This is a genomic window from Stenotrophomonas tumulicola (genome assembly GCF_014117215.1).
Taxonomy (GTDB): Bacteria; Pseudomonadota; Gammaproteobacteria; order Xanthomonadales; family Xanthomonadaceae; genus Stenotrophomonas; species Stenotrophomonas tumulicola.
On sequence record NZ_JACGXS010000008.1, the window covers coordinates 1 to 13,559 of the forward strand.

9 protein-coding genes are annotated in these 13,559 nt (G+C 65.8%); 2 read left to right on the top strand and 7 right to left on the bottom strand.

All coding sequences use genetic code 11. From position 1 onward, the window contains the following. Positions 1 to 202 precede the first annotated feature (202 nt). The 5 genes from H4O11_RS14180 to adh all read right to left on the bottom strand — a co-directional run bounded on the left by H4O11_RS14180 (position 203) and on the right by adh (position 6,640). On the bottom strand, positions 203 to 3,019 hold the full coding sequence (locus tag H4O11_RS14180) for a TonB-dependent receptor (RefSeq protein WP_182340084.1): 2,817 nt from the start codon (positions 3,017 to 3,019) through the stop codon (positions 203 to 205). 113 nt (positions 3,020 to 3,132) lie between these two features. Beyond that, positions 3,133 to 3,525, bottom strand: coding sequence for a hypothetical protein (locus tag H4O11_RS14185; protein WP_182340207.1), 393 nt, complete (start codon positions 3,523 to 3,525; stop codon positions 3,133 to 3,135). 32 nt (positions 3,526 to 3,557) lie between these two features. Further along, positions 3,558 to 3,935, bottom strand: coding sequence for a DUF779 domain-containing protein (locus H4O11_RS14190; RefSeq protein WP_182340085.1), 378 nt, complete (start codon positions 3,933 to 3,935; stop codon positions 3,558 to 3,560). Positions 3,936 to 4,009: 74 nt separating this feature from the next. Continuing rightward, on the bottom strand, positions 4,010 to 5,038 hold the full coding sequence (adhP, locus tag H4O11_RS14195; protein WP_182340086.1) for an alcohol dehydrogenase AdhP: 1,029 nt from the start codon (positions 5,036 to 5,038) through the stop codon (positions 4,010 to 4,012). Positions 5,039 to 5,110: 72 nt separating this feature from the next. After that, entirely contained in the window at positions 5,111 to 6,640 is a 1,530-nt protein-coding gene (adh, locus tag H4O11_RS14200) for an aldehyde dehydrogenase (RefSeq protein WP_182340087.1), read from the bottom strand. A gap of 236 nt (positions 6,641 to 6,876) precedes the next feature. On the opposite strand from adh, the gene H4O11_RS14205 reads away from it, so the two are divergent. Next, complete coding sequence (locus H4O11_RS14205) at positions 6,877 to 8,745, top strand: sigma-54-dependent Fis family transcriptional regulator (RefSeq protein WP_182340088.1); 1,869 nt, start codon at positions 6,877 to 6,879, stop codon at positions 8,743 to 8,745. A 100-nt stretch (positions 8,746 to 8,845) separates the two neighbouring features. On the opposite strand, the gene eda is transcribed toward H4O11_RS14205, so the two are convergent. Together eda and H4O11_RS14215 are read right to left on the bottom strand one after the other, a co-directional pair. Then, positions 8,846 to 9,484 carry a bifunctional 4-hydroxy-2-oxoglutarate aldolase/2-dehydro-3-deoxy-phosphogluconate aldolase gene (gene eda, locus H4O11_RS14210; protein WP_182340089.1) on the bottom strand — a complete coding sequence of 213 codons (639 nt, stop codon included), beginning with the start codon at positions 9,482 to 9,484 and terminating at the stop codon, positions 8,846 to 8,848. After that, on the bottom strand, positions 9,471 to 10,490 hold the full coding sequence (locus H4O11_RS14215) for a sugar kinase (RefSeq protein ID WP_182340090.1): 1,020 nt from the start codon (positions 10,488 to 10,490) through the stop codon (positions 9,471 to 9,473). The genes eda and H4O11_RS14215 overlap by 14 nt, the downstream gene beginning before the upstream one ends. A 286-nt stretch (positions 10,491 to 10,776) precedes the next feature. Here H4O11_RS14215 and H4O11_RS14220 point away from each other — a divergent pair, with 286 nt between their 5' ends. Continuing rightward, a complete protein-coding gene (locus tag H4O11_RS14220; RefSeq protein ID WP_182340091.1) occupies positions 10,777 to 13,512 on the top strand; it encodes a TonB-dependent receptor in 2,736 nt (911 codons plus the stop codon). Positions 13,513 to 13,559 lie beyond the last annotated feature (47 nt).

A 13,559-nucleotide genomic window follows, 5' to 3' on the forward strand; every position in this document is an offset into this window, starting at 1 on the left:
GCGCCGGGCCATGCCCGGCGGATTCCGGCCGGCGCCGAGCATGGCTCGGCGCTACCGGAGCACGGGTCAGAAGTCGGCGCGGATGCCCAGGGTGACGCGGCGCCTGGTGCACGATCCCTGGGACGTTGGACCTGTAGCGCCGGGCCATGCCCGGCGGATTCCGGCCGTCGCCGAGCATGGCTCGGCGCTACCGGGGTACGGATCAGAAGTCGGCGCGGATGCCCAGGGTGACGCGGCGCCCGGAGAACTCGTACTGCGTCGGGAAGGACTTGTCGATGGTGTAGCCCGAGGTCTCTTCGTCGAACACGTTGATTGCGTCCAGGCTGAGCTTCCAGGTGTCGTTCAGGCGGAAGCCGATCGACGCATCGGTCTGGCCGTAGGCATCGCGGTACACCGGGTACATGTTGAGATGGATGTACTCGACGTACTTGTCCTTGTAGTTGTAGGACACGCGTGCGTCGAAGCGATCATTCTCGTAGTACAGGGTGAAGTTGTAGGCCTTCTCCGCCAGCCCTTCGGGCGGGGTCGGGATATCCAGGTCCGAGGCGCCGGTCAGCGAGTTGTCCAGCTGGGTGTAGTTGGCATTGATGCCCCAGCCTTCCAGCGCCGGATGCAGCATCGACAGCGGCAGCTGGGCAACCAGCTCCACGCCGGTGACCTTGTAGGAGCCATCGGCATTGACCGGCTGGTAGACCTCGAAGTCGTAGTAGCCGTCCAGCGATCCGTTGGCGTTGAGCTTTTCCACGTTTGGCACGATGCCGGTCAGTTCCTGCCGCACCACGCCGTCGATCTTCTTGGAGAAGTAGGACGCGGCCAACAGTCCGCCATTGTCGAGGTACTTCTCAAGGCCGATCTCCCACTGCCTGGCGGTGGTCGGCTTCAAGGCGGGGTTGCCGTCCATGAAACGGAAGCTGCTCCAGCTCACCGTGCGCCGATAGGCGATGTCGGTCAGCGACGGACGCATGAGCGTTTCCGATGCCGCCGCGCGCAGCACCAGGCCGTCAGCCACCTCGGCGGTCATGTTGAAGCTGGGCAGCAGGTCGCTGTAGTCGCCGCTGCTGGAGATCGGCGTGGGCGTGTAGCCACTGCTGCCATCGGCATTCTGCACCGGGTGGAAGCCAGCCGAATCGACCTTGGTATCGATGGAGCGCACGCCCAGGTTGGCGTATACCGGCACGCTGCCGATGTCGACGTAGAAGTCGGCCATGGCGTACAGGGCGAGCGTCTTCTCGTCCACCTGGTAGAACTGGCCATCGTCCAGCGGGGTTTCGAAACCGGGATAGCGGAAGGTGCGGCGCGCGTAGCTGTTGGACACCTGCTGCCAGTCCAGGTTGCTTGGCCTGTAGCTGCCACCGGGGACGATATCGCTGATCCAGCCGGGGTTGCTGTCGGCCAGCGTGCGGGTGTTCACCCAGTCGACGCTGCCGGCTCCGGGGCCCTGGATCTTGGTGTTGCCGAACTCGCGCTCCTTCGACTTGTCGGTATACCGTGCACCGAACTTGACGCTGGTCAGCGCCGGCAGGAAGGCCAGCTCCAGCGACTTGCGGAAATCCAGCTGTGCGGCGTACTTGTCGTCCTTCACCCGCTCGATCTCGGTCTCGTAGGCCTCGAACAGGTACTGGTCGGCGGAGTTGTACATGTCGAATCCGTTCGACGCGGCGCTGGCCAGCGTCTCACCGCCATTGGCGGTCCAGCGGGTGCGCGACGGTGCGTAGGCCACGTGCTTGAGGTTGGCGTAGTCCGAATCGCGACGTGCGCCGGAGTAACCGACCAGTGCGTCGATCTCCCAGCCGCCCACGCTCCAGTCCAGCTTGCTGCTGAACTGGCGGTAGTCGGTGTTGGCGAACCGCTCCTTGCTGAGGATCTCGTGCTGGGTGGCGGTGTAGGACACATCGCGCAGCACCACCATGCCGTACTTCGACAGCGTGTCCGCGTCGTAGCCATGGATGGTGTCCAGCGTGCTGATGCTGGATGCGGAGTAAGCGGCGGCATCGTATTCGTCTTCGTGCGTGTCGTAGCCGCCGAACATCGCATCGAAACTGAGCGAGAAGGTATCGCTGGGCTTGAACTGCAGCGACGCGGTGGCGCCCCACTGGTCCTGCTCGTTGAGATAGATGCGGTCGCCAACCTTGTCCTGGAAGATGATGCGGTTGGTTTCGTCCTTGTCCATGCGGTCGTTGACGATGATGCCGGCATCGCGTGCCAGCACCGCGGCGGCCTGCGATGACCGCGTACCCGAGGCTTCAAGGAAGCGCCCCATCGGGCGGAAGTTGATGCCCGAATTGGAATCGGTACGGTTGGTTCGCTTGGCCTTGGAAAAAGAGACCAGGCCGCCCCAGTCGCCCCAGGTGTCGCTGGCCAGGAACGAGATCTTCGGGTCGTTCTTGCCGTTGATCGAGTTGTTCGCCACCTCGGCGGAGGCACTGAACTTCGGCTCGTTGTAGTCGAAGGGTTTGGCGGTCTCGATGTACACCGAACCGGCGATGCCGCCTTCTTCGTCGGCGGCGGTCGGTGACTTCTGCACGGTGACGTTCTGCACCACGTCCGAGGCGAAGATATCGAACTGCACATCCCGTCCGCCACTGCCCGAGGCGGTGGACAGGTTGTTGATCGAGACGTGGGTGAACTCGGCGGGCAGGCCGCGTACGCTGACCTTGCTGCCCAGTCCCTTGTTGCGTTCGATGGTCACGCCGGGCATGCGCTGCAGGGCTTCGGCCAGGTTCTGGTCGGGGAAGTCCGCCACGTCGGTGGCGACGATGGAATCGGAAAAGCCGATGTTGCTGCGCTTGAGGTCGACCGCGCGTTCCAGGCTCCTGGCATAGCTGCCGGTGACGCTGACGGTGTCCAGCTGCTGCATCGCCGCTGCTGCATCGCCGCCGGCCGCCGCCGGCACGGCGTCGTCAGCCAGCGCCTGGATGGGCAGGGCGGCGGCGCCACCGATCAACACCGCACGCACGGCGCGGGACAAAAGCTTTGCATGGGGGGCGCGGATCGGCGCCTCCCGGAAGGTGTTGCGCATCGGATGTTCCCCATTGCCCTGTGAGTGCGTGCCGCGCGCCAATGCGCGGATGCGCACCTGGCCCTTGCACGGCCGTGCCGGTAACCGGCCGCACAGAGACTAGGGGGGAATTGTTAAGGGGATGTTGCGGTGCGCGGGCGACGTGCGCCGATCCACAGGCCGATGCCCAACTGCAATGGCAGCGAGATGATCAGCAACAGCACGAACCAGCGCGGGAAGTCATTGCCCATGTCCCACGCGGCCCACAACGATGCAGCGGTGATCAGCAGCCAGACCGTCGCCGCATGGCTGCGCGGCCAGCACGGTGCGTAGTACGCCGCAAAGCCGATCGCCGCGATACCGCCGAGCACGGTGAAGGCAAGGTCGAAGCCCAATTGCACGGCGCCATTGCCATGCAGGCCGAGCAAGGGTGGCAGCCAGCTGGCCACGGTGGTGACCAGGGCCAGTGACAGCAGCGCCCCGGCCAACGCGAGCAGGGAAAGCAGGAGGGTCTTGAGGGCGGGCATCATGCGCCCATTGTAGAGGGCCTGGGCAGCCCTCACGCCTTGCCGGCCGCCTGCAGGGCGGCGAACTCTTCATCGCTGAACAGCCGTGAGCGCAGCAGGAAGCGGACGTTCTCGCCATTCTCCAGCGAGAACATGCCGCCGCGTCCGGGCACGACGTCGATGATCAGCTGGGTGTGCTTCCAGTACTCGAACTGCGACGGATTGATGTAGAACGGCGCCTGGCCGATCTCGCCGAGCAGCACATCGCGGTCGCCGACGATGAAATCGCCCTGCGCGAAGCACATCGGCGAAGACCCATCGCAGCAACCACCGGACTGATGGAACAGCAGTGGCCCGTGGCGCATGCGCAGTTTCTCGATCAGCTGCAGGGCCGCCAGGGTGGCCATTACCTGGACAGGGAGAGGAGGCATCGGCGGCTCCAGCAAAGTGGCATGGCCGCCGGTCCGCGGGAGAGGAGACCGGAGCGGCGGCCATGCGCGGTGGGTCAGGCGGCGAAGTCCAGCACGACGCGGCCTTCGATCTTGCCGGCATGCATGCGCGCGAACACGTCGTTGACGTTTTCCAGCGTGTCGGTGCTGACCGTCGCGGCGACCTTGCCTTCGGCGGCAAAGCGAAGGGATTCCTGCAGGTCCAGACGGGTGCCCACGATCGAGCCGCGCACCGTCACGCCATTGAGCACCATGCCGAAGATGTCCAGCGGGAAGTTGCCCGGCGGCAGGCCGTTCAGGGCTACCGTACCGCCGCGGCGGACCATGCCCAGTGCCTGCTCGAACGCCTTTGGCGAAACCGCAGTGACCAGGGCGCCATGGGCCCCGCCGATCTCTTTCTTCAGGAACGCGGCGGGATCGGTGGTCGATGCGTTGACCGTCACCGTGGCGCCGAGGCGCTCGGCCAGCCGCAACTTGCCATCGTCCACGTCCACCGCTGCCACGTTCAGCCCCATCGCCTTGGCGTACTGCACCGCCATGTGGCCCAGTCCACCCACGCCGGAGACCACCACCCAATCGCCCGGCCGGGTGTCGGTGACCTTCAGTCCCTTGTACACGGTGACACCGGCGCAGAGGATCGGTGCGATCTCGACGAAGCCCACTTCCTTGGGCAACAGGCCGACATAGTTGGCATCGGCCAGCGCGTACTCGGCGAAACCGCCGTTGACCGAATAGCCGGTATTGCGCTGCGACTCGCACAGCGTCTCCCAACCCCCCAGGCAGTGTTCGCAGTGGCTGCATGCCGAATACAGCCAGGGGATGCCGACCCTGTCGCCTTCCTTGACATGGCTGACCCCTGCGCCGACGGCGATGACGTGGCCCACGCCCTCATGGCCGGGAATGAACGGTGGGTTCGGTTTGACCGGCCAGTCACCCTCGGCGGCGTGCAGATCGGTATGGCAGACGCCGCAGGCTTCGATCTTGACCAGGATCTCGCCCGCCCCCGGGCGCGGCACGGCGACTTCTTCGATGACCAATGGCTTGCCGAATTCACGGACGACGGCAGCTTTCATGGTGGATTGCATGCGTGGATCTCCGTAGTGCGTTGGAAGACAGGGTGGCGCCGGCAGCGCGCCGGCGCCTTGATCGCGATCAACTCAGAAGAAGCCGAGCTTCCTGGGTGAATAGCTGACCAGCAGGTTCTTGGTCTGCTGGTAGTGGTCGAGCATCATCTTGTGGTTTTCGCGGCCGATGCCGGACTGCTTGTAGCCACCGAAGGCGGCGTGGGCGGGATAGGCGTGGTAGCAGTTGGTCCACACGCGGCCGGCCTGGATCGCGCGGCCCATGCGGTACAGCCGCGAGGCATCGCGGCTCCACAGCCCTGCCCCCAGCCCGTAAAGCGTGTCGTTGGCGATCTCCAGCGCCTCTTCCTCGGTCTTGAAGGTGGTCACTGACACCACCGGTCCGAAGATCTCCTCCTGGAACACGCGCATCCTGTTGTGGCCCTTGAACACGGTCGGCTTGACGTAGTAACCGCCGGCCAGGTCACCGTCGAGCCTGGCCTGTTCGCCCCCGATCAGCACCTCGGCCCCCTCCTGTCGGCCGATATCGATGTAGGACAGGATCTTTTCCAACTGCTCGGAAGAAGCCTGTGCGCCCACCATGGTGCCCGGATCGAGCGGATTGCCCTGCTTGATCGCGGCCACGCGCTTGAGCGCCCGTTCCATGAACTTCTCGTAGATGGATTCCTGGATCAGCGCGCGCGATGGGCAGGTACACACTTCGCCCTGGTTGAAGGCGAACAGCACGAAGCCTTCCACGGCCTTGTCGAGGAAGTCATCGTCTTCGGCCATCACGTCGGCGAAGAAGATGTTGGGTGACTTGCCACCCAGTTCGAGCGTTACCGGGATCAGGTTCTGGCTGGCGTACTGCATGATCAACCGCCCGGTGGTGGTCTCCCCGGTGAAGGCGATCTTGCCGATGCGCGGATTGCTGGCCAGCGGCTTGCCCGCCTCCAGGCCGAAACCGTTGACTACGTTCAGCACCCCGGCGGGCAGCAGGTCGCCGATCACTTCCATCAGCACCAGGATCGAGGCAGGCGTCTGCTCGGCCGGCTTGAGCACCACGCAGTTGCCGGCGGCCAGCGCCGGGGCCAGTTTCCAGGCCGCCATCAGCAGGGGAAAGTTCCAGGGGATGATCTGCCCGACTACGCCCAGCGGCTCATGGAAATGGTAGGCGATGGTGTCCTTGTCGATCTCCGACAGGCTGCCTTCCTGGGCGCGTACCGCGCCGGCGAAGTAGCGGAAGTGGTCTGCCATCAGCGGGATATCAGCGTTGAGCGTCTCCCGGATCGGCTTGCCGTTGTCCCAGGTCTCGGCGTGGGCGAGCAGGTCCAGGTTCTCTTCGATGCGGTCGGCGATGCGGTTGAGGATGTTGGCGCGATCGGTGGTGGAGGTTTCGGCCCAGCCCCGCTTGGCCGCATGTGCTGCATCCAGTGCCGCCTCGATGTCATCGGCATTGGAGCGCGCTACCTCGGTGAACACCTTGCCGGTGATTGGCGTGGTGTTTTCGAAGTACTGCCCGCTGCGCGGTGCAACCCACTGTCCACCGATGAAATTCTCATAGCGCGGCTTGAACAGGGAACCCGGATGGGTGGCGTGTGGGTGGGTCGAGGCAACGGCGTTCATGGCTTGCTCCAGTCAATGGCCCGGATCGCCCGGGATGTGCCATGACAGCGCAAGGACGATGCCAACTCCGCGCATGCTGCGCCGCGTCATGTGCTGCGGCGTTGTTGCAACGGAGACATCCAGTGAGGATTGCCGCAGTGCGTCAGGGCCGGTGATTGCGCGGTAACGCGCGCTGTGCTGTTAATCGGAACAGAGCCCGCTACAACTGTCGCAGATTGCGACACTGGAGACTGTCGATGTCCCCACAAGCCACCCCCGAACGCCTCGGCAGCGCGCGCTTGGCCTTCTTTGAACGCGGAGCAGCGCCGGTGGGCGCGATTCCTGACGCGATCCTGCACTCGTGGCAACGTTGCCAGCGGCATGGCTTGGCAGTGCACGCGCAACCCCACGTGGAACCGATAGCCGCGTCACGGCTGCGCGAGCTGCGGCAGCGACGCGAGCGCCTGTGGACGCTGGCCCGCCCGGAAATGGACGGCCTGGCGGCGGGGCTGGCAAGCAGCGGCGGCATCGTGCTGCTGACCGACGAAGATGGCTGGGTGCTGGATGCGGAAGGCAGCACCGGTTTCCTGGACCGCGCCGGCCGGGTGGCCCTGATGCCGGGAGTACGCTGGGACGAACACACCGTGGGTACCAATGCCATCGGCACGGCGATCGTGGAGGGGCGCGCCTTGCAGGTCCGTGGCGGTGAACACTACTTTGCCCCGCACGGCATCCTGACCTGCTCGGCCACGCCGATCTTCGATCCCCATGGCCAGCGCATCGGCGTGCTGGATATCTCCGGCGACGCGCGGCAGCCACACCTGCACGCACTGGCGTTGGGCAGGCAGGTGGTGGACCAGATCGAGCACCGCGCGTTCGAACGCGGCCTTGAGGGCTGTGAGCTGGTGCGCCTGCACCACCAGCCGGCGCTGCTGGGCAGCGCGCGCGAGGGCGTGCTGGGCTTCCGCAACGGGCGCATGGTGGCGGCCAACCGCGCAGCGCTGGCACTGTTCGGCCTGGAGCGGCATGACATCGGCCAGGCTACCTACGAAGCCCTGTTCGACCAGCCGCTGTCGCGCCTGCACGACGACGGCATGTTGCAGGACCGGCAAGGGCGCGTGCTGCATGGCCACGTCCAGGCGCAGGCCGTCCAGGCCCGCGCGCGCCGTCCGGCAATGGACGCGGCACCGCCGGTTCCGGTTACCGCAGCCTCGGGGACGCCGACCCTGGCCTTCGACCCCGGCGCGGAACAGCGGCTGTCGCAGGCGCTGCGCGTATTGCACGCGGGCTTGCCGGTGCTGGTCCAGGGCGAGACCGGAACCGGCAAGGAAGTGTTCGCACGCGAACTTCACCGTCGCTGCGTCCGCGCGCAGCGCCCGTTCGTGGCAGTGAACTGTGCGGCACTTCCGGAAGGCCTGATCGAATCGGAGTTGTTCGGCTACGAGGAAGGGGCTTTCACCGGTGCACGCCGGCAAGGCAGCCAGGGCTTGCTGCGGCAGGCGCAGGGCGGGGTGCTGTTCCTCGATGAGATCGGCGACATGCCGCTGTCGTTGCAACCGCGCCTGCTGCGCGTGCTGCAGGAGCGCGAGCTCTCGCCACTGGGCGGCGGCAAACCGGTGAAGCTGGACTTCGCCCTGGTATGTGCCAGCCATCGCGACCTGTCGCTGGCAATGGCCGCCGGCGGTTTCCGCGCGGACCTGTTCTATCGGATCGCCGACCACGTGGTGGTGCTGCCGCCGCTGCGTGAGCTGGCTGCTGACCGCAGGTCCCTGGTACTGACGCTGTGGCAGCCGCTGGCGCAGGGACGACAGCTGTCCACGCAGGCGCTGGAGCTGCTGGCTGGCTACGATTGGCCCGGCAACCTGCGCCAGCTGCAGGCCTGCCTGCGCACCCTGGCCGCGCTGAGCGACCCGGGCGGGCGGGTTGACGTGGAGCAGTTGCCTGCACAACTGCGCGAGGGGAACGTTGCTGCCCGGCCGCCGTCTGCCGCCTGCCGGTCCATGGATGCGATCACCGAACAGGCCATGCGCGATTCACTGGACGCCTGTGCAGGCAACGTCAGTGCTGCAGCCAAGCGGCTGGGCATCAGCCGCAGCACGCTGTATCGGCGGTTGGGCAAGCACTAGCGCCGGTGCATGGGCGTACAGCGGCGCGGCGGGTCCAGGACCCGTTGCTCCCGTCCTGGACATGGCCGCATGGACCAGCCTGCCGCGCAGGCTGTTTCGTTCAGCCTGCCAGCACCGACGCGGCGCGGGCCAGTTCTTCGATGGCCGCCCAGTCGCGGCTCTGCAGCAGCGCTGCGGTGGTCAGCCACGAGCCGCCCACGCACAGCACGTTGGGCAGGTGCAGGAACTGCGGTGCGGTCTGTGCACTGATGCCGCCGGTCGGACAGAAACGCACGTCGGCGAACGGACCGGCCCAGGCCGACAGCAGCGGCGCGCCGCCCGCCTGCACGGCCGGGAAGAACTTGAAGGTATCCAGGCCCTGCTCCAGGCCGTGCATCAGTTCGGAAGACGTGGCCACGCCCGGCAGGAACGGCAGGTCGACATCGCGTGCGGCCGCATACAACCGATCGGTCGCACCCGGGGATACGGCAAAACGGCCGCCAGCGTCCTTCACCTGCTGCATCTGCGCGGCAGTCAGTACCGTGCCGGCACCGATCACGGCATCCGGCACCGCTTCGGCCATCGCCCTGATTGCTTCCATCGCGCGAGGCGTGCGCAGGGTCACTTCCACCACCGGCAGGCCACCGCGGAACAATGCCTGTGCCACCTGCACGGCATCATCCACGTCGTCAGGGGTGAACACCGGAATCACCGGTGCAAGTTTCAGTACCGCGCGTACGCGCGGATCAGCGCCGGACATCGAAACGCTCCTCGCCCACCAGGGCCAGCACGTCAGCTTCGCTGACAGGATTGAAATCGCCGGGGATCGAATGCTTCAGGCCACCGGCGGCCAAGCCGAAACGCACGGTGGCGTCGGCATCGAAGCCGCGCATGATGCCATGCAGGATGCCGGCGGCGAACGCATCACCGCCGCCGATGCGGTCGACGATGCCCTGCAGCTGGCGTACCGGCGCCTGCGCGCGCGTGCCATCACGGCCCAGCAGCAGTGCGCCCAGGGCATGGTGGTCCACGCTGAGTGCCTTGCGCTGCGTGCAGGCCATCCACTGCAGCCGGGGGAAAGCCCCGAACGCAGCGGCTGCCGCGGCCTCGACGCGATCGACCACGTCGTCCTGCGCGAACGGCAGGCCCAGGACGACTTCGATGTCGCGGTAATCGGCGAACACGATGTCGGCCTGCGCGAACAGTTCGTGCAGGATCGATTGCGCATCGCCGCCCCAGCGTTGCCACAGCTTCGGGCGGAAGTTGCCGTCGAACGAAACACGCACCCCCTGGGCACGGGCGGCACGCGCGGCGGCCAGCGTGGCCTGCGCGACATCCGCTCCCAACGCCGGGCTGACGCCGGACAGGTGCAGCCAGTCGGCACCGGCAAGCAGCGCCGGCCAGTCATAATCGGCGGCGGCACTGAGCGCGAACGCGGAACCGGCGCGATCGTAGACCACTTCACTGGCGCGCTGCACGGCGCCGGTGGTCAGGAAGTACAGCCCCATGCGGGCATCGGCCTGCAAGCGCACGCCGCGGGTATCCACGCCATGCCGGCGCAGCTCACCCAGCGCGTGCGCGCCCAGCGGATTGTCGGCAACGGTGCTGGCCATGGCCACGTCGTGGCCGAAATGGGCCAGCGAAACGCCCACGTTGGCTTCCGCCCCCCCCACGTGCACATCCAGCCGCGGCGACTGCAGCAGCAGCTCGCGACCCGGTGCGCCCATCCTCAACAGCAGTTCCCCGAAACAGACCACTCGACTCATCGGATGTCCTCGTTGCCCTTGCCCCAGCATCGCGTTGGGGCGGGCCTGATGGAACCACGCACCCCGCGTGGATCTTGGCTATCGGTGTCATTCTGGCCGCAGCCAGCCTCCCGTCTACCTTACAGGAATGTCGAAATCATTGTCCTGCAAGCATCTCCGGGACATTACAAATCTGTTGCGCTGCAAGATGCCCGATCCTGAAGGTGCTGTTAACGTCCGCCATGACCAGCGGTGTCATCTTGCTGATATCGCATTGTGAACCAGACCTTTGGGAGAGGGAAAGGCCATGAATTCTCGTATCAGAACTAAAAAGACACCGGTTACCTTGTTGGCCCTGTCCATCGGCCTGGCGCTGGGCGCCACCGCCAATGCGCAGCAGGCCGGCAGCGCGACCGACCTGGATACCGTCACCGTCACCGGTTACCGCGCCAGCGTGGAGAAGGCGCTGGACATCAAGCGCGGCGAAGCCGGCGTGGTTGATGCCATCGTCGCCGAGGACATCGGCAAGTTCCCCGACCTCAACCTCGCCGAGTCGCTGCAGCGCATCCCCGGCGTGGTCATCACCCGCGATGCCGGCGAGGGCCGCAGCATTTCGGTGCGCGGCCTCGGCCCGGACTTCACCCGCGTGCGCATCAACGGCATGGAGGCCCTCACCACCGTCGGTGCCGGCGACCAGAGCGGCGGCACCAACCGTGGCCGCGGCTTCGACTTCAACGTATTCGCCTCGGACCTGTTCTCGCAGCTGATCGTGCGCAAGACCGCCTCGGCCGATGTCGAAGAAGGTTCGCTGGGCGCAACCGTCGACCTGCGCACTGCCCGTCCGTTCGACTACGACGGCTTCACCTTCGCTGCCAGCGGCCAGGGCAGCTTCAACGACATGGCCGACAAGGCCGACCCGCGCGTTGCCGCGCTGATTGCCAACACCTTCGCCGATGGCACCTTCGGTGCCCTGTTGTCGGTGGCCTACTCCGAACGCCAGGCACTGGAGGAAGGTTCCAACACCGGCCGCTGGGCCAACGGCCCGAGCAATGGTGGGTTCTCCCCCGACTCGCCGTTCGCCGAGGCCAACAGCGCCGACGTGTTCCATCCGCGTTTCCCGCGCTACGTGCAGATGGAACATGAGCAGAAGCGCCTGGGCGTGACCGGCTCGCTGCAGTGGAAGCCGAGCGACCGTACCGAGATCTCGCTGGACACCCTGTACTCGAAGATCGATGCCGACCGCGATGAACATTACATCGAAGCCATCTCCTTCAGCCGCTCCGGCACGGGCAAGCCACAGACCATCGTGCGCAATGGCGAGGTGCGCGACAACGCACTGGTCTACGGTGAGTTCGACAACGTAGACATCCGCAGTGAAAACCGGCATGACGAATGGAGCACCGAGTTCAAGCAGGTCAGCCTGAACCTGGACCACCGCTTCAGCGATGCCTTCCAGATCTCCGGCAAGCTGGGCACCTCGCGCTCGAAGCACGAGAACCCGGTGCAGACCACCATCATCATGGACAAGTACGATGTCGATGGTTACAGCTACGACTACCGCGGCAACAAGAACCAGCCGATCATCAACTATGGCGTAGATCCGACCGACCCCAACGGCTGGCAGCTGGCCGAAATCCGCCTGCGCCCGCAATCGGTGGACAATGATTTCGACACCGCGCAGCTGGACTTCAACTGGAACATCAGCCCTGGCTTCCGTTTGAAAGGCGGCGTGCTGGCCAAGAACTACACCTTCAGCACGGTCGAACTACGCCGTGCCAGCGAACTGGAGGTGCCTGGCTTCGATGGCGGCAGCCTGATCGTGCCGCCGGAGTACACCCAGCAGTCCGGCCTGAAGGGCATCAGCGGTTCGCCGTCGAACTGGGTGGTGCCGGACCTGGACGCGGTCGCCGACCTGTTCGACATCTACGGCAATTCCGGTTCCTTCGCCGTCGCACCGCGGTTGAACAACAGCCGCAGCGTGGAAGAGAAGGATCGTGGCGTGTGGTTGATGGGCGAGTTCTCCACCGACCTCGGCTCGATTCCGCTGTCGGGCAACTTCGGCGTGCGCTACGTGGAGACCAAGCAGGAGTCCACCGGCTACGCGACCATCGGCGGCGTCCCGGAACTGACCACCACCAGCCGCAAGTACAGTGACACCCTGCCCTCGTTCAACCTGGTCGCCGAAGTGGCTCCGGACTTCCTGGTCCGCCTCGGTGCGGCCAAGGTGATGACCCGTCCGGGCCTGGGCTTCCTGACCCCGGGCGTGACCGTGGCGGTGGCCGGCGGCGCGCGTACGGTGGGCGGCGGCAACCCGAACCTGGATCCGATCCGCGCCACCAACGTCGACCTGGGCTTCGAGTGGTACTTCAATGAGGGGGCGATGCTGGGGCTGGGGCTGTTCTACAAGGACATCGAGTCCTTCGTGCAGACCACCCGCGACGTGCGTCCCTATTCCAGCAGTGGCCTGCCGGCCAGCCTGCTCGATGGCACCGGCGCCACGGTCAACGATGAGTTCACCTTCAGCATTCCGCTCAACACGCCCGGCGGCGAGCTGCATGGTATCGAAGCCAACTACACCCAGCCCTTCACCTTCCTGCCCGGCAAGTGGTCGAACCTGGGCGCGCAGCTGAACTACACGTGGGTTGAATCCAAGATCCAGTATCTCAACGGGCAGGGCGAGCCGGTGATGAAAACCGACCTGACCGGCCTGTCGAAGTCCTCCTGGAACGCCACGCTGTTCTACGAAGGCGAGGTGTTCGCCGGCCGCATCTCGGCGACCAACCGCGATGACTACCTGACCCAGGCGCCCGGCCAGGAAGTCGGTTTCAACCTGGACGGCTACCACGGGATGACCGGCACCACGGTCGTCGATGCTTCCGTGCGCTACAAGATCAGCGACGCGCTGGAGCTGAGCCTGGAAGGCATCAACCTGACCAACGAAGGGTCTGACGAGTGGGTGTATTCGCCACTCACCGGGCGCCTGCCGCTGCAGTACACCGAGACGGGCCGCCAGTTCCTGCTTGGCGTGCGTTACAAGTTCTGATCGGCCGCGCATACCGGTGGCATGCAGCCTTGCCACCGGTATGCGCC

Excerpts from the sequence above, each read along its gene's own strand:
- H4O11_RS14185 (WP_182340207.1), bottom strand. The coding sequence starts at position 3,525 with ATGCCCGCCCTCAAGACCCTCCTGCTTTCCCTGCTCGCGTTGGCCGGG.
- H4O11_RS14220 (WP_182340091.1), top strand. The coding sequence starts at position 10,777 with ATGAATTCTCGTATCAGAACTAAAAAGACACCGGTTACCTTGTTGGCC.
- H4O11_RS14205 (WP_182340088.1), top strand. The coding sequence starts at position 6,877 with ATGTCCCCACAAGCCACCCCCGAACGCCTCGGCAGCGCGCGCTTGGCC.
- adh (WP_182340087.1), bottom strand. The coding sequence starts at position 6,640 with ATGAACGCCGTTGCCTCGACCCACCCACACGCCACCCATCCGGGTTCC.
- H4O11_RS14215 (WP_182340090.1), bottom strand. The coding sequence starts at position 10,490 with ATGAGTCGAGTGGTCTGTTTCGGGGAACTGCTGTTGAGGATGGGCGCA.
- H4O11_RS14190 (WP_182340085.1), bottom strand. The coding sequence starts at position 3,935 with ATGCCTCCTCTCCCTGTCCAGGTAATGGCCACCCTGGCGGCCCTGCAG.
- H4O11_RS14180 (WP_182340084.1), bottom strand. The coding sequence starts at position 3,019 with ATGCGCAACACCTTCCGGGAGGCGCCGATCCGCGCCCCCCATGCAAAG.
- adhP (WP_182340086.1), bottom strand. The coding sequence starts at position 5,038 with ATGCAATCCACCATGAAAGCTGCCGTCGTCCGTGAATTCGGCAAGCCA.
- eda (WP_182340089.1), bottom strand. The coding sequence starts at position 9,484 with ATGTCCGGCGCTGATCCGCGCGTACGCGCGGTACTGAAACTTGCACCG.